18 protein-coding genes are annotated in these 19387 nt (G+C 40.8%); 12 read left to right on the forward strand and 6 right to left on the reverse strand.

Features of this window, described 5'->3' with window-relative positions; all coding sequences use genetic code 11:
* Positions 1 to 108: 108 nt before the first annotated feature.
* Complete coding sequence (locus NJT12_RS15950; RefSeq protein ID WP_271336920.1) at positions 109 to 366, reverse strand: hypothetical protein; 258 nt, start codon at positions 364 to 366, stop codon at positions 109 to 111.
* Between the two features lie 689 nt (positions 367 to 1055).
* Here NJT12_RS15950 and NJT12_RS15955 point away from each other — a divergent pair.
* From NJT12_RS15955 to NJT12_RS25185, 10 genes are all read left to right on the forward strand, one after another.
* Entirely contained in the window at positions 1056 to 1196 is a 141-nt protein-coding gene (locus NJT12_RS15955; protein ID WP_271336922.1) for a hypothetical protein, read from the forward strand.
* Between the two features lie 70 nt (positions 1197 to 1266).
* Positions 1267 to 1914, forward strand: coding sequence for an SRPBCC family protein (locus tag NJT12_RS15960; protein WP_271336923.1), 648 nt, complete (start codon positions 1267 to 1269; stop codon positions 1912 to 1914).
* A 114-nt stretch (positions 1915 to 2028) separates the two neighbouring features.
* Positions 2029 to 2262 (forward strand): hypothetical protein, encoded by a 234-nt coding sequence (locus NJT12_RS15965; RefSeq protein WP_271336924.1) that lies wholly within the window; start codon positions 2029 to 2031, stop codon positions 2260 to 2262.
* A gap of 654 nt (positions 2263 to 2916) precedes the next feature.
* Positions 2917 to 3096, forward strand: a complete 180-nt coding sequence (locus NJT12_RS15970) for a DUF3606 domain-containing protein (RefSeq protein ID WP_271336925.1) — start codon at positions 2917 to 2919, stop codon at positions 3094 to 3096.
* Between the two features lie 2 nt (positions 3097 to 3098).
* Positions 3099 to 3278: a DUF2188 domain-containing protein gene (locus tag NJT12_RS15975; protein WP_271336926.1), complete on the forward strand. Its 180-nt coding sequence runs from the start codon at positions 3099 to 3101 to the stop codon at positions 3276 to 3278.
* 697 nt (positions 3279 to 3975) lie between these two features.
* Entirely contained in the window at positions 3976 to 6474 is a 2499-nt protein-coding gene (locus NJT12_RS15980) for a UvrD-helicase domain-containing protein (protein WP_271336927.1), read from the forward strand.
* Between the two features lie 142 nt (positions 6475 to 6616).
* Positions 6617 to 6802 carry a hypothetical protein gene (locus NJT12_RS15985; protein WP_271336928.1) on the forward strand — a complete coding sequence of 62 codons (186 nt, stop codon included), beginning with the start codon at positions 6617 to 6619 and terminating at the stop codon, positions 6800 to 6802.
* 285 nt (positions 6803 to 7087) lie between these two features.
* Entirely contained in the window at positions 7088 to 9127 is a 2040-nt protein-coding gene (ligD, locus tag NJT12_RS15990) for a DNA ligase D (RefSeq protein WP_271336929.1), read from the forward strand.
* Positions 9128 to 9644: 517 nt separating this feature from the next.
* Positions 9645 to 9806, forward strand: coding sequence for a YegP family protein (locus tag NJT12_RS25180; protein WP_414655397.1), 162 nt, complete (start codon positions 9645 to 9647; stop codon positions 9804 to 9806).
* 13 nt (positions 9807 to 9819) lie between these two features.
* Positions 9820 to 9975, forward strand: coding sequence for a YegP family protein (locus NJT12_RS25185; RefSeq protein ID WP_414655398.1), 156 nt, complete (start codon positions 9820 to 9822; stop codon positions 9973 to 9975).
* Between the two features lie 47 nt (positions 9976 to 10022).
* Here NJT12_RS25185 and NJT12_RS15995 read toward each other — a convergent pair whose 3' ends face one another.
* From NJT12_RS15995 to NJT12_RS16015, 5 genes are all read right to left on the reverse strand, one after another.
* Positions 10023 to 10661 carry an NAD(P)H-binding protein gene (locus tag NJT12_RS15995; RefSeq protein WP_271336930.1) on the reverse strand — a complete coding sequence of 213 codons (639 nt, stop codon included), beginning with the start codon at positions 10659 to 10661 and terminating at the stop codon, positions 10023 to 10025.
* Positions 10662 to 10840: 179 nt separating this feature from the next.
* Positions 10841 to 11125 (reverse strand): hypothetical protein, encoded by a 285-nt coding sequence (locus NJT12_RS16000; protein ID WP_271336931.1) that lies wholly within the window; start codon positions 11123 to 11125, stop codon positions 10841 to 10843.
* Between the two features lie 138 nt (positions 11126 to 11263).
* Positions 11264 to 13450 carry a glycoside hydrolase family protein gene (locus NJT12_RS16005; protein WP_271336932.1) on the reverse strand — a complete coding sequence of 729 codons (2187 nt, stop codon included), beginning with the start codon at positions 13448 to 13450 and terminating at the stop codon, positions 11264 to 11266.
* Positions 13451 to 13764: 314 nt separating this feature from the next.
* Complete coding sequence (locus NJT12_RS16010) at positions 13765 to 15282, reverse strand: DEAD/DEAH box helicase (RefSeq protein WP_271336933.1); 1518 nt, start codon at positions 15280 to 15282, stop codon at positions 13765 to 13767.
* A 54-nt stretch (positions 15283 to 15336) separates the two neighbouring features.
* Positions 15337 to 15513, reverse strand: a complete 177-nt coding sequence (locus NJT12_RS16015; protein WP_271336934.1) for a hypothetical protein — start codon at positions 15511 to 15513, stop codon at positions 15337 to 15339.
* A 365-nt stretch (positions 15514 to 15878) separates the two neighbouring features.
* Between NJT12_RS16015 and NJT12_RS16020 the strand changes: the two genes are divergently transcribed.
* Positions 15879 to 18023, forward strand: coding sequence for a catalase (locus NJT12_RS16020; RefSeq protein ID WP_271336935.1), 2145 nt, complete (start codon positions 15879 to 15881; stop codon positions 18021 to 18023).
* 18 nt (positions 18024 to 18041) lie between these two features.
* Positions 18042 to 18629 (forward strand): ferritin-like domain-containing protein, encoded by a 588-nt coding sequence (locus tag NJT12_RS16025; protein ID WP_271336936.1) that lies wholly within the window; start codon positions 18042 to 18044, stop codon positions 18627 to 18629.
* Positions 18630 to 19387: the final 758 nt, after the last annotated feature.

A 19387-nucleotide genomic window follows, 5' to 3' on the forward strand; every position in this document is an offset into this window, starting at 1 on the left:
AAAGCAGTGAACTTAAGTGTTCCTTAATTGAATTTCCCTAATGGTTTAAGATGCGGTAATGGTTTAGAATTGTAGATTTGATTTCTTTTATATTCTCCCTTTAGGTAATTATTTCGCGGTACTAACAAGGGTAATGGTATCTGCCAGGTCGTGGCTGGAAATATAATCCTGTACGAAATCTTCCACCTCTTTTTTATGATCGGGTGAAGTGGAAAATGAATTGAGGTAAAAATCCTCATTCTCGTCGGCAATGTGAATGATGTGGGTAAATCCCTTGGAAATCAAAGTCCCTTTTAATTTTAATACCTTAAGCTCCCCGTTGTTGTCAATTGCCTTTTTCACTCTAAGCTTTATAGTTTTATCCATGGTATTGGGTATTGTGTGATTCTGTAAAACAATATACTAAAAGAAAAATTATTTTTTACGTTTTTTATGTTTTTTTTCTATTGCATTTCCATGCCTTTGCTTCTCACAGGCCAAAGGATCGTGTTAATTCACCTTCCAAAACAAGTCTCTTTCCTGATTATTTACTGCCCTAAAACTACTAAAAATCAGAACAGCACTATTGGGTTCCATCATAAAAAATAAGAACAATTAAAAAAACAGATCCTTTTCATTCAAATATTATAAGAAAAAAACCTTGTCTTTTCTGCCCGAATAGGGGACAAATTCTTGGAAACCACAGAGATTTCCCTTTCCAAAATGAAAACAACGCATTGCCTTGAGATAAAAAAAATGCCTCACCATACCATAGGACCACTTTAAATCTGATGGAAAAAAACTGTGCCAGATCCCCTCGCGCATGAAAAAGGAAAAAATGCCATGATCCCAAAGCGGAAAAGCTTAAAGAAATTTCGGTTTTTGCGTTTTTTTACCGTCGTTTTATAAAAGCGTAAAACTCATAAGGCACTGATAATTAAAGAACTCTTAGATAAAATTCTATAAGAACAAATACGCCCCTTGTTCTTAATTTTGAATTAGTCGTGGATTCAAACACTCTGAATCATGGCGCCATAATTCGGAACCTGATAATTAATAATTTTAAACAATAGGACATGATAACTGACGACAACAAAAAATACGATACAACAAACAACCACAATGCTAATCACCCAAAGCAGGAAGACACTACTGTGAATCCCGAAGAAAACTTTGATGAGAATTACAGCGAATCGGAAGATTTCGCAACTGACTGAATCCAGGGCAGACAGATCAAAATATATTATTTCACACTCTCAAATAAATTAATGATAAAAAACATACGATATGGCAACTAAATCAGCATCCAACAGCACGGTCAATGTCTCGGCATTGGAGAGAATACTAATGATTACCAGCGGGTCGTACCTGCTCTATAAAGGACTTTCACAAGAAAGCAAAAGCCTGGCTAAAATCAGCTCCGGTGGGGCGATGCTCGCCAGAGGTCTCAGCGGGTACTGCCCGGTGTACAACGCGGTGGACCACTTGAAAAATGACAAACCCTCTAATGTAAATATCCGAACTAGCGCCGTAATCAACAAGCCTATCAGCGAAGTATACGCCTTTTGGCGCAATCTGGAGAACCTGCCTAAATTCATGAACCACCTGCAGTCCGTTAAGACCATAAGTGATACCAAATCCGAATGGACTGCCAAAGGTCCTGCCGGTATTGGCACACTTACCTGGAATGCAGATATCATTAAGGATCAAAAGGAAAAACTCCTAAGCTGGCAGTCCCTACCAGACGCCTCGGTTAAAAATTTTGGCAAGGTGCTCTTCAAAGCCAAAGGAAAAAATACCGAAATAGAAGTGACCATTTCCTATCGTGCCCCTATGGGACTTGCCGGTGAAGGTGCCGCAAAACTACTGAACCCTTATTTTGAGAAAATCGTAAAGAACGACATCGAAAACCTGAAGATCTATCTGGAATCATAGTCCCGCGAATTGGGGTCCGGACTTTATAAATAAAAAAAGCCTTTTAGATTTGGAACCTAAAAGGCTTTTTTTGAATGTACCTTTAATTGAATTTACAAACTTAAAACGATAGTCATGAAAGAATTAATCCAGCAATTCGAAGAAAAGCTAAAAAGACATCTTGAAAATACCTTTAGTGCTTCCCCCGGTACGGATAACATAAAAAGACTCAGCGAAACCGAGAAAACAGTCTATGATTTTGTGGACAATTACATTTTGGAATCCGATTTCATAGCAGCAGATCTCGAGCCATCGGTGCAATACATCCTGGATGAATTTGCAAAATCAAAAATCAATTATATTGAGTAAGTTTTTAATAGAGACAATCTGTTACTATTAATCAGGCGGCTTGTCAATACTGGCAGGCTATCTCCTGGCCTGGGCATTCATATGGTGCCTGTAGCGGCTCGAGGTTTCATAGGCAAGTTTTCTCACCCTCACGATATTTCCCAACGGGCGGTGCGCGTACAGGCAGTGAAACGGATCGAAACTCAATACATCCTCAGCATAAACCCTTCTCTGCGGACTAAAAGTGTCCTGTGGCGGGAAGGAGAGTTTGGCAACGGGGTGGTATGGGCTTTTGTCCTCGGGCCACTGTACCGATCTGTCCTCTACGGGCATAAGTTGAAGGTCCATGCAGAGTTGCACGCCAATTTCGTATTCCGCGCTATCGAGAATGATTACCTGGTAGGGAGGAAACCAACAGGAGTTCAAGAAAGTCCATCCCAACTGGCCAGTGGAACTCCTGGATATCCCAAGACGCGTCGAAGAGTAAACCCGCATCGGGTTTTACTACCCAGGATCCATCTCACCTTTTGTCAGGTATGGGAAAAATAATTCATCGTCCGGAATTTTACCTAATGCGTTCTCTACCATGACAATCCTGTAAAAATCGTATTTTATAATATAACAGTTTTGCCTGCTGGCGCAGTAACTTTGGTTAGAACCCTTAAAAGTAAAATCATGGACGATAAATCAAAAACAGGAAAAGCGGACGATTCACAAATCAATATCAATGAATCGTACGAGGTGCAGTATTGGTCTGAAAAGTTCAATGTGCCCCAGGAAGTATTAAAAACGGCCGTAAGGGCTGCAGGTACCAATGTGGAACATGTCAGGGAATACCTGGCAGAAAACAACTGATCATGCCCTGGTATGACGGGGACTATCCCCCATCTTATAAGAACCAGCCCGCGGGTGTCAGGGAAAAAGCTGTGGAAATAGCCAATTCGCTACTTCAAGACGGTGCCGAAGAAGGAATCGCAATCGCCACGGGACTCAAGCAGGCCCGTGAGCTTTTGAAAAATCACAAGGAAAAAACTTAAAACAGAAGATCATGGAAAATAGTTAGCAAAGATTCCAAAGGGATCAGGATGATACCAATCAAAATGCCAAGAGCGCCTCAGCAGGTATGCAGCCCGGGACCAGCACAGGGGAAGCCGGATGCCTGAATCATTACGATCAGCAAGGAAACTCACGATAAAACAAAGAACAAAAATAGCAATATCGGGGGAAAAAGCATCGATGAGGCCACAGATCCATCGAAGCTCTCCAGCCTTTAACTGAAAAATAACACTCTAAATTTATACATTATGTCAAGAGAAATTTTCGATACTTATGATCAGCAGGAACATACGTATCACGCACACAGCAGAAGATTCCATAATGTCTGAAACTATGGAGAAAAAGATCCCGCAATCAATCAGCACCAGGATGATTCCCGCAGCATTCACAACCATACGGATGATTCATCCCAAAGAACTGACAACAGCAGTCCGAATGCTAAGGATGATAAGCAACAATGGGTTAATGATGCCAACAGAAAGACCCTCGATGAGGAAACAGCAGATAAGGATGAAATCGAATAATCCGATGGCTTGAGTCTTTTGATCAACCGTAGAACAAAAAAAGGTCGTTATAAAGATCCCGGTTCAGGAATTGTGAAAAGAATTTTTAATGTAACTGTTACTAAATTCTTTTCAGGATTCTTTTGAGACGGGATCCGCAATTCTGAAGACCAATATGCCGGCGAAACTTTTTTTATGGACCCTGCAGTTTGGACTTTCCCTGCCACGCCTTGGAAATAATTGCATAAATTTGCAGGCAGGCCGCCAGGAAATAAACAGCTTAATAAAAATTAAAATGACCGACCCGAATTTAGAAAACCTAAATGCAAAACAGCTTCAGGCCGTTACCACAACTGAAGGGTATGTCCGCGTTATTGCGGGGGCGGGATCAGGAAAAACAAAGGCGCTGACCTCCCGTTTTGCCTATATTGTAAACAGGCTGGGAATCAATTCCTCGAATATTCTCTGCGTCACCTTTACCAATAAGGCCGCACAGGAAATGAAAAAAAGGGTAAAAGCCCTTGTCGGGGATACCCGCGATCTAAGTCTTATCACTACCTATCATGGTTTTTGCGTGCGTTTTCTGCGCGAGGAAATAAATAAAATTCATTATCCCAAAAATTTCATCATCCTTGATACCGAGGACCAGAAGACTATTCTGCGCGATGTCTTTAGCGAACTGGAGATCAACTCCCGCCACCTGACCTTCAAGCAGGTCCTTCAGTTTATCTCCAAATCAAAAAGCACGTCTGATTACCTTGCATATATACTCGGTAACAAAAGCTTTGAGGATCAGCAAACCGAAAATTTATCTCTCAGGGTCTTTCACCGGTACCTGGACAAACAGAAACGAAATTATGCCCTGGATTTTGATGACCTTATTCATTTCACGGTCTATATTTTAAACTCATTTCAGGACGTACTTTTGAAATGGCAGAAAAACATGCACTACATTCAGGTCGATGAGGCGCAGGACAGTTCCGACAGCCAGTTTGAGCTTGTCGAAATGCTCTCTCGTGTCCACCAAAATCTATTTGTGGTGGGAGATCCCGACCAGACCATCTACGAATGGCGCGGCGCCAAACCCGAATACCTGGTGGATTTTGATAAAATGTTTCCGGACTGCCAGACAATCATCATGAACCAGAACTACCGCTCGACCCCCAATATACTTCAGGTGGGCAACCACATTATAAAAAACAATACCGTAAGGGTGGCCAAGGATATGGTCACCGATAAGCCCGCCGGGTTTGAGGTGGTCCATTTTCATGGCAAAAATGATTTTGAGGAAACCCAGTGGGTCGCGGGTGAAATCAGGGAGATCCTGAAAACCGAAAAGGCCGCCTATTCTGATATTACCATCCTGTACCGTGCCAACCATATTTCCAGAAATATCGAACAGGCACTGATCAAGGCCAATATCCCCTATTCCATTTTTGGAGGCATCAAGTTCTTTGAAAGAAAGGAAATAAAGGATGTTTTGTCTTTTTTAAGGCTCATGGTCATCGGGGACAATATTTCATTTTTACGCATGTTCAACCATCCGGCAAGGGGCCTTGGCAAAAAGTTTCTCGGGCGCTTAAGCTATCTGGCCCGCGAACAGAATTTATCTTTGCTCAAGGCGCTGCAAAGGAATATTTCAGATACCGAACTGGCAAAAAAAGGCGCTGTAGAGTTTTTAAAAATCATTGAAGAACTACAAGCAATTTCCAAAACCAAATCCATCTCGGACCTGGTCAAGGACATCCTCGAGAAAAGCGGCCTGGCCGAATTGTACCGAAAAGACGGTGACCAGGACCGTCTGGAAAACATCAAGGAACTCGTAAGCTCGATGATGCTATTGGAAAAGGAAAACAATGAGGGGATTAATGTGGAAGAATACCTTCAGGAAGTATATTTGTATACCGATCTGGACACACAGAATAAAAATCAGGACAAGGTTAAACTCATGACCATCCATATTTCCAAAGGCCTTGAATTTCCCTATGTTTTTCTCTGCGGATTTACCGAAGGGGTGATTCCCAGCGCGCTGTCGATAAAGGAAAGAAGAAAAAGGGCCATCGAGGAAGAAAGAAGGCTTACCTACGTGGCAGTTACCCGAGCGGAGAAAAGATTCTATATCACCGATTCCGAAGGGTTTAATTTCACCACAGGGCTCAATAAATATCCTTCCAGATTCCTCTTTGAAATCAAGGAGGAATTCTACGTGCGCAAGGGTAAATTAAGCCCCGAAATCATACAAAATAATCAAGCTGGCAAAACAAGTGTACCCGATGGGGATGCTCAGGCTTTCAAAGTTGGGGATACCGTTATGCACGAGGTCTTTAAAAAGGGAAAAGTCACCCAAGTCAATTTTGACAAAAATGAATACAGGATCGATTTTTTTGAAATTGGTAAAGAAAAACCCATTGATTTCTCTTTTGGCTTTTTAACCAAAATCGAAGGTGACCAGCATGCCGAAGCTCCCGCTCAGGGTGATGGGCCCGCCATGGCGGAAGATCTGAAATCCCATTTAGGCTCTTTAGGGGATCCCTTTGCGCAGCAGGATAAGCAAACAGATCCAAAAGAAGAAAAAGACATCTTGTGGCACAGCCCTGCAGCTACCCTGCCCGATAACGAAAAGAAAATTCAAAATGATAAAAAGGGAAATAAATGGTGGAAATTCGGCAATTAAATTCTGGCCTGATTACCGTCTTTTTACCACTTTCGCTTTTTAGGTACTTCGTGTAAATTTGATAACAAAATCGTTTTTTATTGTAAGACAAAACACAACTATTGCCTTAATTTTAAAGGTATTAACTAAAAAAAAACTTACCATGGGAAATACACACAATTACAGCAGTAAAGAACTTCAAAAATGCCCGTACCACAACCAGCTTCAAACCCTTTTTAATGACGGTAATCCACAACAGGATGCCAATACAGGGGACTGGGATCAGGAGCGTGAGGATGATGCCGGTATGGATCCCGACCGCAATGAGAAAGGCGGTAATAATAATTAAGGAGGTGCAGCAAGTACAGGCAGCGCATCGAGAAACAGCTAATCTTGATCACGCCGCAATCCTGCCTTGGAATAAATAGCCTTACATATTCCTCTAGCAATTTCAAGCTTAGATAAAAAAAGGCTGCAATGCTCGGTGCGCTTCCCTACCAAATACATTGCCATTAGGGTAGGCACACCAAAAAAAAGTAATTGCTGCGCACTAGATTTTTTAAAGGCTCGCACAATTGCCGTAAAGTACAGCTCTGACACCCAAAGGATTTGCCTTAATTAAAATAAAAAGGTAATGAAAACAAAAACCGTTACGCCGAAAAATAGCCATACACTACTGGAAAAAGGCATAAAAAGCAAAATGCCTTCCGCTATCAAACCTATGCTGGCCACACTGGTCAATGAACCTTTTGATGATCCCTACTGGTCGTATGAAGTCAAATGGGACGGCTACCGCGCACTGGCCTATGTCCAAAATGGCTTGGTAGCCATTGCCTCGCGCAATAACAAATCCTTTGCCGCAAAATATTACCCCATAACCGCCACCATGGAAAAATGGTCCATTGATGCAGTACTCGACGGGGAGATCTTAGTAATCGGAAGAGACGGAAAAGCCAATTTCAGCGCCCTGCAAAACTGGAGAAGTGAAGCGGACGGTCATCTCGCCTATTATGTTTTTGATCTGCTCTGGTACAACGGCAGAGATATTACCGCACTGCCATTATCCCAAAGACAGGCCATCTTAAAGGAAATACTGCCCGGTGATGACGATCGCATCCGCCTGAGCCAAGTCTTTACTTCAAATGGGCTGGACTTTTTTGACGCGGCAAAAAAAATGGGACTCGAAGGCATCATGGCCAAAAGGATGACCTCGGTTTACAGCCCCGGCGCCCGCAATAAGGAATGGCTGAAAATTAAAGTGAACCGCAGACAGGAAGTAGTAATCGCAGGATACACCAAAAATGGCAACTCCTCAAAACAGTTCAGTTCCCTGCTGCTGGGTGTATACCAGAACGGAGTACTGGAATATGTCGGAAAGGTCGGTACGGGATTCAGTGACAAGCTACAGAATGAAATGATGCAGGAATTCACTCCCCTGATTACCGATACAATACCTTTTGCCACAACTCCCGATATCAACAAACCCTCCAGATTCCGTCCCAATCCTCCACACGCCACGGCAACCTGGTTAAAGCCCTCTTTGGTCTGCGAGGTGAGTTTTGCCGAGGTGACCACAGATGGGGTTTTCCGGCACCCTTCCTTCCAGGGTATGCGCTCCGACAAAAAAGCAAAGCAAGTCGTACGGGAGACCGCATCAAAAACACAGGCCATAGTAGCTGACGGGCATTCCAACACCTCAGATGAAAATCATTTGGTCCGGTCTCCAAAGAACACTGGAAGAAAATCCCTGCTCAATCCAACGGAAGAAACGCAGGTAAAAAAAATTAAAGGCCACGAGCTGAAGTTCACCAATCTGAGCAAGGTATACTGGCCTGAGGACGGCTATACCAAACGCGATATGTTAAATTACTATTATCAGGTTGCCGACTACATCCTGCCTTATCTAAAAGACCGTCCCCTTTCGCTCAACAGGTTTCCAGGCGGTATACACTCACCGAGTTTTTACCAGAAAGATGTAAAGGGCAAAGCCCCCGACTGGGCAAGGACTTTTCCTTATACTACCAGTGAGAACCAGGACAAGGAGTTTCTTGTCGGGGGTGACCAGGCCACCCTTTTGTATATGGCCTCCCTGGGCTGTATCGAAATCAACCCGTGGTTCAGTACCATAGAGCACCCTGATAATCCCGACTATTGTGTTATTGATCTTGACCCGGATAAAAATACCTTTGATCAGGTGCTCCAGGCAGCACAGAAGGTAAAAAAAGTACTGGATGCCTTAGACATACCTGGATTTGTGAAAACCTCGGGATCAACCGGAATGCATATTTATATTCCACTTGGAGCAAAATATTCCTATGACCAGTCCCAGATGTTCGGAAAACTCATCGTGTCTGTTGTACATGAGCAGCTGCCCGATTTTACCTCAATGGAACGCCAGATCAAAAACAGACAGGGCAAAATGTACCTGGACTTTCTTCAGAACCGTCCGGGTGCCACCATTGCTTGTCCGTACTCCCTTCGTCCCAAACCCGGGGCAACTGTATCCATGCCCTTGCATTGGGAAGAAGTCAAAAAAGGGCTAACTATGCAAGATTTTACCATTAGAAACGCATTGGAACGTATCAAAAGTGAAGGGGATATTTTCAAAGGCGCCCTGCAGAAAGGTATTGATATGAAAAAAGCACTCGGCAGGGCTGAAAGTATTTTTAAGTAAGGGTAATGGATCATTTCTCCTCACTAGGCAGTTGTCCATGAATTTAAGTGTATAGTGGACTGTTGTGCCAAGGGGACACCATGGATCTTAGGATTTTTGTTTTACCGGTTTTAAAACGATTGACTAGTTACAAAAAAAAAAAAAAGCCTGTAGCGATATCAGGCGCTACAGGCAGAAAAAACATTAAATAATCAACCTACCAGGGCAAAATTATTTACCCTTGGTGCTTTTAGCACTGCTTATTGAATCAGTACTGACAGAAGTATTGCGTTTTTGGTAGTTCCTTCCGCGCCCAGTTTGTTATACATATTCAAACATAACAGCCTTCGAATTACCTTGGTTACACGATTCAGGCTTTTTTTTCCATAATTATAAAACACAAAACTCGCCTTGCAGACTGTTTGAAAAATAGTTTTAAATTATTATTTGTGAATTTTTTCCTATTTTCCAGTAAGAATTTATAAATTAGTAGCTTCTTTTCAAGCTGATCACAAGCAACCATAAATCGTAAAAAGAGATGGGAAAATTTGTAATTATAAGAAAAACAGCCGGTAAATTTCAGGTACAGCTAAAATCCAAGGCAGGCGCTGTGTTGCTGAGCTCCGAAGAGTACACAACCAAAATCAGCTGTAAAAAAGCAATCGAAAGTTTTCGCACCCCATGCAAAGCAGCCCGATAAATATCAAAAAAAGATAAGCACTGATTGGGAACCTTATTTCCACCTGAGATCTTCTCATGGAAAGGTCATTGCTACCAGCGCCATTTTTCCAAGTACCCTTTCAAGGGAACAGGCCATAAAAAGGGTGCAGCGAATCGCGCCAAATGCTGTTGTGGAAGACCAGTCCTAAAACAGTAAAAGTACTCCCATTTATCCTTTCGGCATAAGATAATCGTGTTAAAAATCTGCGATTTTTTCCAATTTCACAACTGAAGTTCCCTGTGGTAATTTCCATGGTGACTTGGCCAGTTTCATAGCCAGCACTTCGGTGGGAAGCGGTTTGTATTTTCTTAGCAGTCCTATGGCATTAACTAGGTTAAGTACTTTGACCACAAGTTTCTCCCCTGCTCTGTCTGTGCCCCCGCGAAGAAGTGGCCCTGGTTTGAAAATAATAAATTGCCCAAAGTTCAGCCCGGCAATAGCAATTTCAAGTTCTCCCTTGATCCTGGAGTAGAAAACCATACTCTTTGCCGAAGCATCCGATGAGGAAACAAGTACAAAGGAATTTACTCTGTTTTTCCTTGCAATAGCTGCAAAAGTTGCCGGAATACCAAAATCGATCTCCCATTGTTTTTCTTTTGAACCCGCGTCCATAAGGGTCGTTCCCAAACAACTAAAAAGGACGTCTCCGGTAATATGTTCGCTGTACTGTTCTATATTGGAAAAATCGATCACATATTCTTTAAGCTTTGGATGAGATCTTCCGGTAGGTTTTCTAACAAAGATCGATACTGAACTATAGTCATCATCTTGTATCAGTTCATTCAGTAAAAATTTCCCAGTAGAGCCTGTGGCTCCTATAAGCAGTGCTCTCATAGCTTTATATTTAATTTTTGGTATGGTATACAGTATCTATTATTCAAGACATCTAATCTATGTTCTTTAAGATAATAGTAAAGAGGCTGTCTTTTAATGTTTATATTGCTTTCTGATAATGCATTTAAAAACCTGCAGTGGGTAGAAACTGCCGCAGGTTTAAAAAAAAAGGCAGGATCTTACTTGCCTTTCTTAGTACTTGTCGAATCAGTTTTGACTGTAGCGGTTCCTTTTTGCACAGTACCTGCGGATCCAGAACCAGTTGAACCTTCGCCCGTTGCGCCGGTTGTTCCCGCACCCCTTACGGTTGTTGTATCAGAATTTGGTCCTACAGTATCGATAGTGGTTGCAATAGAATCACTTCCTGTCTGATAAGGATCTTGGGGAGTGGGATCATTTTTTTTACAGGACACAGCCGTCACTAAAATAAGGGCAAGCAATGTATTTCTAATCAGCGTTTTCATAGTTTCTTTTTTCAGTTAATAGTATCTCAAAGATAATACTGCATGTTTGCAGAACATTATATAATTTTAACCAGTGCTTACAAATTTAAAATGTACTAACTTGTTTATCAACACATAAAGACCTTCTTATAAAAAAGATCACCACATTATTTTAACTGTACTGCCCCCCGTAATATTGTACGAAATTATTTCTGTATTTTCAGAAGTAGGAGCTATAATATTTTTGTCTACTAATGCTTTGATTTTTAATTTTACTTTGTTGGGAATTAAAATCTTTAAATTACACTCCAGAGAAGCACTTCCTAAAATTTTAAATGTGAGTGTCTTGTTTGACTTTTTTATATGGATTATCGGGTAATCTGAAAATAACAGAAATTCCTCACCTTTCACCTTATGATATTGTCTGGTTAAAACTCCAAACCCTACCCCGGCGCCGTAAACCTCCTGTCCCACTTGTCCGCTTTTTTCCCATCCGTTATAGAGATCTTCCAGGGGAATCCAAAGCTCTTTTCCTATCTCGCCGGTTTTAACTTCGTCCGATATCATTTCCTCGGGCAGCTTAGGGGGATAGTAAAAAGGAAACCTGCTTATCGCATATTTTAAAAATTCAGGTATTAAAATTTTTAAAGAAGACGGTAGATCAACCGTCTCGGATTGTAAAAGATATTCTGAAAGACCCGCGTACACCTCCATCTCTTCATACGCAGCCGTATAAGGCGCATTATTGAGGGGAAATACGGAAAAATAATTGGGGTAATTTTTACCAAATCCGTACTGGCAGTCCCAGATCTGCATATTTTTAAAAAGACAGGCCAGACAGGCATAACTCAAATCAAGATACTCCTGTTTACCCGTAAGCTTGTACAATTCTAAAAGAGCCCCTGCAGAAAAAGCAGTGTTATTGGCCTGGTAAAGAATATCAAACCCACAGCCTGCCAATTTTTTTACTGATTTTTCAGCCTCCCTTAGGTAACGTTTGTTGTTGGTAAGCCGGTATATAAGCAGCATTAAATGTGCATAAGACCCCGGCACATCTTTCTCTCCGCCCTTTCCTGGCTCAGTTTCTTTTTTGATCACTTCCAATGTATCCATTTTATAAAATACCGGCCACTGGTAGTCAAAGTGATGGGCAACTTTTATGGCGAAATCAACAGATTTCAAAACGAGTTCTTCCGCTTTCTTATCACCATTCAAAGCAAGCCTCGCAAGGTTCATAAGGGGATGGTGCAGGTACCAGGAGTCCATAACCATTTCCTGCTTTTGTTCTTCTGATTTATCAAGTTGGTGTGCAAGTTCAGGAAGCCACCGGTTCACGGTCTTCACCTTAGGATCATAAAAACCTTCTATCCCATCGAGTAATTCATTATAAATAGGATCTGTTTTTCCATACCAGTCCTTCAATTCATTTAGGGGCATAAGCACTGCCAACTGCACCATCACTTCCCCCGGCGTATCATAGTCACATAGGTACGCATTTAAATACGATTTTCCTTTTGTCTGTGTCCAGCATCCCTTGCTTTGCTGTAGATCCCTTAGGCAGCTTTGGGTAATATCCGGCCAGTTATGATAAAAGACCTCGGGATGAGGGAGTGCCATGTATACATGGGCCAAATGGGTTAAAAACTCCTGTGTTTCCTGTATCTCGTTATCTATAATTTGATCAGAAAAAATCACGTAAGCATCAGAGATGATGTAAGCCTTGTCCGCAGGCAACGCTTTCTGATTTGTAACGGGCAATTTAAAACCTATTTCAGGCCAGGCCCCTCCAACGGTATCTTCTAATGAAGTTTCTGTTGCTTCACAATACGGGCTTAAAGAACCCAGATTTTGAAAATAGAAAACAGAACCTGTTCTGGGTCTGGTAGTACTTGCAAAGAGTATACCTGATCGAGAGCCCATTTGATGCATATGCAGGTTTCCACTGGTGTTTTCGACACTTCCCTGTTTTGTAACCACAAGAATATCGCGGGGCCAAAAAGGGATCAGCAGAGGCATCTTGGCGCTAAATGATGTCGTGTAATGAAGTAATACTTCTTCACTGTCAGGGAAATTGACACAAACTTCATATTTGCCAATCCTGGTTTCCAGATTGAGAACAAGAAGTTCCCCGTCATCGAGTAAATTAGTCACTTCAAAACAGCAGTTCAACCCGAACGCAGCGCGAAATGCCATTTTGCCCCCATCAGGCCACGTGGTGAGAATCCATATGGAATCACCAGTATTAAACGCATGAAAATTATAATTCTTGAATTCCTTTTCCCAAATTACAGTGCCGTTTTCTAAATCGGCTTGCACGGTCGCAGCCCAAGGTGAAATAGTATGCATAAGTTGTCAGTTTAAAAGTTTATAATTTTTCAATATGGATGATTATTTTTTGGTTTTTGTAGTTTAAAATCAATCTGAAGTTTAAAGACAGGGCAAATAAAAACAGCTGTACAATTATGTCTTTACTCGCGGATTTCCATATGTGAAGCGTCCAAGGGTTTGGACTGCAAGGAGCCGATCTTGCGTCAGATAAATGGAAAGGATCACAATAGCAAATATCCAAAAGAATTCGCTCTGTCAATTCATCTCCTTGTTTTTATTGATCAAAGATCATTACATTTAAATTCAATGAGTTACATTACTCAAGCATTAAATTACATGATTTCCGCTCTAGATTTTATCTTCGCAAACAATTTGACGATAAGCCCTTCAAGACGGTCTTGATAATCTTTGAGCAGCCACTCTTTGTAATTCCTGCTGGCATTGTCAAGACATTTCACATATTGTTTCACCCTCCACTGAATTTCAGGCTGAAGCCCTTGGGCAAGTGCAATGGCCTCGGATAGTGCATCGGCATTATCCATGCACATTTTCGCTTGCTGCCTGATCGATTCCTGTATGACTGTTTTGGGTTTTTTATCCATATCAATAGCCTCTTGATAGGACGCTTCAATATCAAAAGTCATTTCAAGGGTCTTAGGAAACTTGGCACGCAATTCGCCCGACATGCCATGAGACTGGACGCCAGAATTACCAGAGGCATGATACTGTAGGTGCTTTGCAAATACGTCCGGTTTTTCAAAAACAAACTGCCAATCTACCGGCGCATCCCATGCCCCAAAGCGCTGGATATTGTTTCCAAGATCCGTAATCCCAAAAGTTTTCTTTGAAGGAAGCCTGCGCGAGCCGCGGCCTACCATCTGATGATATAGCGTAATGGATGTAGTAGCCCTGTTAAGTATAATATGCTCTAGGGTAGGTTCGTCAAATCCGGTGGTAAGAATGGACACCGAGGTAAGCACAGCATCCTTTGTTTTCTTAAACCACTTGAGGATTTCTTTGCGCCGGTCATCAGGGGTTTTGTTATCCAGATGTCTTATCGGAATTCCTGCCTGGGTAAAAGTCTCAAATACCTCTTGTGAAGTAGCTATACCATTATTGAAAATCAATGTCTTTTTTCCCAGCGCATTTTCTCTGTACGCTTCTAGCAATAATTCCTGCATGGATGAAGAGCTATACAATTCATTGGATGAACTCACGGTATAATCACCGTGTATGCCAGTTTTTAATGTATTGAGCTCTACCTCATAAACAAAAGATTTTGGTTTGGCCAGAAATCCTTCCTTTATAAGTACAGCAATACTTTCGCCTGTTATCAGTGTATCATAATGCTGTTTCATAGGTTTGGAAATATCACTGCTAAACGGCGTTGCGGTAACTCCAATAACAACTGCATTTTTAAAGCTTCCCAGTAATTTCCTGAAGGAATTGTGATGCGCTTCATCAATAATAACAAGGCCTACAACCTGGGGCTTTATTTTTTTTGACTTTATCCTGTTGCGCAGCGTCTCAACCATGGCAACATAACAATCACAGCCTGCTTTAAAATTACCACTAGTACTGTTTATCATGCAGTTCTTTACACCAAAACTTTTTAAAACAGCAGAAGTCTGCCTGCACAATTCTTTGCGATGGGTAAGGACAACCGCCGTTTTACCGTATTGGTCTATAAATCGTCTGGCGATTTCGGAAAACACAACAGTCTTGCCTGCTCCTGTAGGCAGCTGGTACAAAAGTTTACTTTTGCTGGTTTCCCCTATTTTCTCAAAAATAGTTTCAATGTCCTTTTTCTGATAGCAATGCAAGGTCTTTGGATGTATTTTTGTATTCATTTTAAAGGTCATTAAATAATTATTAGATCGGCATAATAGTAAAACCTTCTTTTTTTATTCCTCTGCCGGCAGCAGTTGTGACTCCATAAATTTTCCCGTCACTATTGTTCCCTCTTCATCTTCCCATTGAGTAATTACATTTTCAATAAGTTCAGGCTCAAATCCAATAATTTTCATAATCTGATTGCCAAATTCCTGCTGTACATTTTGTCCTTTCTTAAACATATTCATATTATCATTGTTTAATAAATAATTTCCCTTTATCCTAAAAAGCCATTATGAAAAACATATTATAATTGCATTTCAAAAGTAAAATTAACCCAGGTAGCTTGATACCATTTTACAACTTTCCTTTTCATTATTATATTATTTTCTCATTGAGACATAAAGATTTCATAAAACACTGCAATCAAACATATTACATACTGAAAATTGTATAATGTCTTGCTGTAATTCTGTAAGTGCGGTCATTATGTTTAAAGTAAATTTGAACTGCCTGATAAATATATAAGAGCTCATCTTCATATACTCTGAAGTTGGAAATTATAGGAACTTCTGTTTCAGGCTTTGAATTGTAACCACTAAATATTACTTATATGAAAAATTTGCAGGATGAAAAGCAGAGAGATCTGTCTATCAACAAATCTGACGGCACCAATAAGTTTTTAACCACAGATCAGGGTGTCAGAATTAACGATGACAATAACACTTTAAAAGCAGGAGAAAGAGGGCCTTCTTTATTGGAGGACTTTATTTTAAGGGAAAAAATTACCCATTTTGACCACGAAAGAATCCCTGAAAGAATTGTACACGCACGAGGTTCGGGAGCACATGGTTTTTTTGAAGTAACCAACCCGATCCCGGAATTAACTAAAGCGGGATTTTTGCAGCAAGCCGGACTTAAAACTCCCGTATTTGCAAGATTCTCAACCGTTGCAGGCTCTCGTGGTTCTACCGATTTAGCACGTGATGTTCGCGGATTTTCGGTGAAATTTTACACTCAGGAAGGTATCTATGATCTGGTGGGAAATAATATTCCAGTGTTTTTCATTCAGGACGCATCAAAGTTTCCCGATCTAATTCACGCTGTAAAACCAGAACCGCACAATGAAATACCGCAGGCTGCATCTGCGCATGACACTTTTTGGGATTTTATTTCACTAATGCCCGAATCAATGCACATGATCATGTGGGTAATGTCTGATCGTGCCATTCCAAGAAGCTATCGTATGATGGAAGGGTTCGGGGTACATACCTTCAGACTTATTAATGAAGCAGGCGAATCTACTTTTGTAAAATTCCATTGGAAACCAAAATTAGGCACGCATGCTGTAGCTTGGGATGAAGCTCAAAAAATTTCAGGAAAAAATCCCGATTTTCACAGGGAAGATTTATGGGAAGCCATCGAGATGGGTAATTTCCCTGAATGGGAATTAGGAGTGCAAATAATTCCCGCTGCTGATGAAAATAAATATGAATTTGATTTACTTGACCCAACCAAGCTTGTACCCGAGGAACTGGTACCTGTAACCATTGTAGGGAGAATGGTACTGAACCGTAATCCTGATAACTTCTTTGCAGAGACAGAACAAATCGCTTTTCATCCCGGACATGTCGTTCCCGGAATTGATTTCTCCAATGACCCCTTATTACAGGGAAGATTGTTTTCTTATACCGATACGCAGTTATCCAGACTTGGAAGCCCAAACTTTCATGAAATTCCAATTAACCGAAGTGTAGCCCCTGTACACAATAATCAGCGTGAGGGACATATGCGTCAGGAAATTAACGTGGGCCGTGTGAGTTATCACCCGAATTCCCTTGGAGGCGGCTGTCCTTATCAGGCTAAGATTGCCGAAGGAGGTTTTTCAAGTTTTGAGGAACGTATCGATGCCCATAAAGTAAGAGAAAGAAGCGAAAGCTTTAACGATCATTTTGGCCAGGCCAAATTATTTTTCAATAGTCAGACCGCCACAGAAAAGAGCCATATCGTAAAGGCGCTTCGCTTTGAACTTGGAAAAGTGGAAACGACAGCTATCCGATTGAGAATGCTTGGACTTCTCTCGCAAGTTGATACAGAACTCGCAGAAAAAGTGGCCATAGGACTCGGTGCGACAGTTCCACCAGTATTGGAAACTCCATTAAATCGTGGTGTATCACCAGAAACTGAAGCAGAAGGTAAACAAGAACCTCAAACTGTGGATCAATCGGTTGCCTTCTCGGATGCTCTGACAATGCTGAAAAACCCGACTAACTCCCCTACTATTGCCTCGCGAAAAGTAGCAATTATATGCGCAGATGGAGTTTCACAGACAAGTGTCATGAATATTAAAAGTGCGCTTTTAAAACAAGATGCAAAAGGATGTATTATTGCGCCGCATCTTGGTTCGGTGCTTACAGACAACGACGGGGCCATTCATGTTGATTTTAGTTTTCTTACTGCATCTTCCGTATTATTTGACGCTGTCTATGTAGCTGATGGCTTGGGCATAAAAGTGTTAATTGACAATGATGATGTAAATGAATTCCTGAGCGATGCCTATAAACACTGCAAAGTAATTGGTGCAGATGGGCAGGCAATAACGGTCTTAAATGCAGCTCCTTTCGCATCAAAAATTACTAATGATGACCCAGGAATTATATTGGCAGGCGATGCAGGATCTGATGCATTTGCACAAGAATTTATTACAGCTATGGGGAAACACCGCATCTGGGAGCGTGAAAAAAACTTATATAACTAATACATAAAATCAAACCTTATGAAAAATTCAGAAAAACCAAATGAAATCAATGCTGCTAATAACAGCTCTAATTCGAATAAAAAAAACAGTGCTGAGATTGTAAAGCCGGCCAGTGATGCTGCCACAGAACTAAAAGAGCTATTCATTGACAGCTTAAAGGACATTTACTGGGCTGAGAATGCTTTGGTGGGGGCTTTGCCAAAAATGGCAGCCAATGCAACTTCTGCAAGTCTGGCAAGTGCTATTAAAGAACATCACGCGGTTACCCAAAACCAAGTGGCGCGTCTGGAGCAGGTCTTTGAACTTGTAGGAGAAAAAGCCGAAGGAAAAAAATGCGAAGCTATGGCAGGACTTTTAAAGGAAGGTGATAGTATCCTCGAGGAAACCGTTCCCGGAGCTGTTCGCGATGCTGGAATAATTGCTGCTTCGCAAAAAATCGAACACTATGAAATTGCTACTTACGGCACACTTGTCGCCTTTGCTAAAACACTTGGTGAGAATGATGCAGCAAAATTATTAACACAAACCCTTGCTGAAGAAAAAGAGGCTGACTGCTTACTTAACGATGTTGCATTAAATGCCGTTAATATAATCGCTGCCGAATAATTATTTTTTCACCAATTATAAAAAAATCTGCACCGTTTGGGAGGGTACTGAAAAACATCCCTTATTTTGATCAGATTTATTTTTAGACAAAAAAGCGCTTATAATAAGATCTAAAAAGACACGTTATAAGCGTTTTTCGCTTTATCTATATATTATATGAAGCTATATACGTCCATTTTTGATTTTATGGAAGGGCATTTGGACAATCCTTACAGATATAGTAATTCATTATATCAATTTCATCATTCTTTTTAAAATTGACCTTAAAAATAGTCATCGCTCCTTGCATGTACAGGTACGGTTCACAAATAACCGTGGAGGCTACCTTCAGGATAATATCATCCTGATTTTTGGATCTTCTACTGTATCATATTTCATGGAACAGGGTTGGTGAATAACTGCTACTTTCATGTTTTTTGTTTTTACAATTAATAGAAAAATAAGTAACTTTTATTTAAGCTATTAAATTTACAGATATCTGCTTATTCTTATAAATATTACACAAATAGAAATCCTATATAGAATTAAAATTGAAATTAATTTAAACTTGGCTTTTTTAGTATAATAGTACTTACAACTGAAGATAACCATAAATGTAATCTCTCGTTATATCTTGTGATAAATAAAGAAAGCCTGCAATTTTGAGAGAGGGCACTGAAAAACATCCCTTATTTTTGATCAGGTTTATTTTTTAGACAATAAAAAACGCTTATAACAGGATTTAAAAATATCCGTTATAAGCGTTTTTCGTTTTATAA

Origin of the sequence: Flavobacterium azizsancarii, from assembly GCF_027980145.1 — a bacterium.
Lineage (GTDB): Bacteria > Bacteroidota > Bacteroidia > Flavobacteriales > Flavobacteriaceae > Flavobacterium > Flavobacterium azizsancarii.

What these genes read in the sequence shown, in the direction of transcription:
- NJT12_RS15950 (WP_271336920.1), bottom strand. Translation starts at nt 366, where the DNA reads ATGGATAAAACTATAAAGCTTAGAGTGAAAAAGGCAATTGACAACAAC.
- NJT12_RS15955 (WP_271336922.1), top strand. Translation starts at nt 1,056, where the DNA reads ATGATAACTGACGACAACAAAAAATACGATACAACAAACAACCACAAT.
- NJT12_RS15960 (WP_271336923.1), top strand. Translation starts at nt 1,267, where the DNA reads ATGGCAACTAAATCAGCATCCAACAGCACGGTCAATGTCTCGGCATTG.
- NJT12_RS15965 (WP_271336924.1), top strand. Translation starts at nt 2,029, where the DNA reads ATGAAAGAATTAATCCAGCAATTCGAAGAAAAGCTAAAAAGACATCTT.
- NJT12_RS15970 (WP_271336925.1), top strand. Translation starts at nt 2,917, where the DNA reads ATGGACGATAAATCAAAAACAGGAAAAGCGGACGATTCACAAATCAAT.
- NJT12_RS15975 (WP_271336926.1), top strand. Translation starts at nt 3,099, where the DNA reads ATGCCCTGGTATGACGGGGACTATCCCCCATCTTATAAGAACCAGCCC.
- NJT12_RS15980 (WP_271336927.1), top strand. Translation starts at nt 3,976, where the DNA reads ATGCCGGCGAAACTTTTTTTATGGACCCTGCAGTTTGGACTTTCCCTG.
- NJT12_RS15985 (WP_271336928.1), top strand. Translation starts at nt 6,617, where the DNA reads ATGGGAAATACACACAATTACAGCAGTAAAGAACTTCAAAAATGCCCG.
- ligD (WP_271336929.1), top strand. Translation starts at nt 7,088, where the DNA reads ATGAAAACAAAAACCGTTACGCCGAAAAATAGCCATACACTACTGGAA.
- NJT12_RS25180 (WP_414655397.1), top strand. Translation starts at nt 9,645, where the DNA reads ATGGGAAAATTTGTAATTATAAGAAAAACAGCCGGTAAATTTCAGGTA.
- NJT12_RS15995 (WP_271336930.1), bottom strand. Translation starts at nt 10,661, where the DNA reads ATGAGAGCACTGCTTATAGGAGCCACAGGCTCTACTGGGAAATTTTTA.
- NJT12_RS16000 (WP_271336931.1), bottom strand. Translation starts at nt 11,125, where the DNA reads ATGAAAACGCTGATTAGAAATACATTGCTTGCCCTTATTTTAGTGACG.
- NJT12_RS16005 (WP_271336932.1), bottom strand. Translation starts at nt 13,450, where the DNA reads ATGCATACTATTTCACCTTGGGCTGCGACCGTGCAAGCCGATTTAGAA.
- NJT12_RS16010 (WP_271336933.1), bottom strand. Translation starts at nt 15,282, where the DNA reads ATGAATACAAAAATACATCCAAAGACCTTGCATTGCTATCAGAAAAAG.
- NJT12_RS16015 (WP_271336934.1), bottom strand. Translation starts at nt 15,513, where the DNA reads ATGAATATGTTTAAGAAAGGACAAAATGTACAGCAGGAATTTGGCAAT.
- NJT12_RS16020 (WP_271336935.1), top strand. Translation starts at nt 15,879, where the DNA reads ATGAAAAATTTGCAGGATGAAAAGCAGAGAGATCTGTCTATCAACAAA.
- NJT12_RS16025 (WP_271336936.1), top strand. Translation starts at nt 18,042, where the DNA reads ATGAAAAATTCAGAAAAACCAAATGAAATCAATGCTGCTAATAACAGC.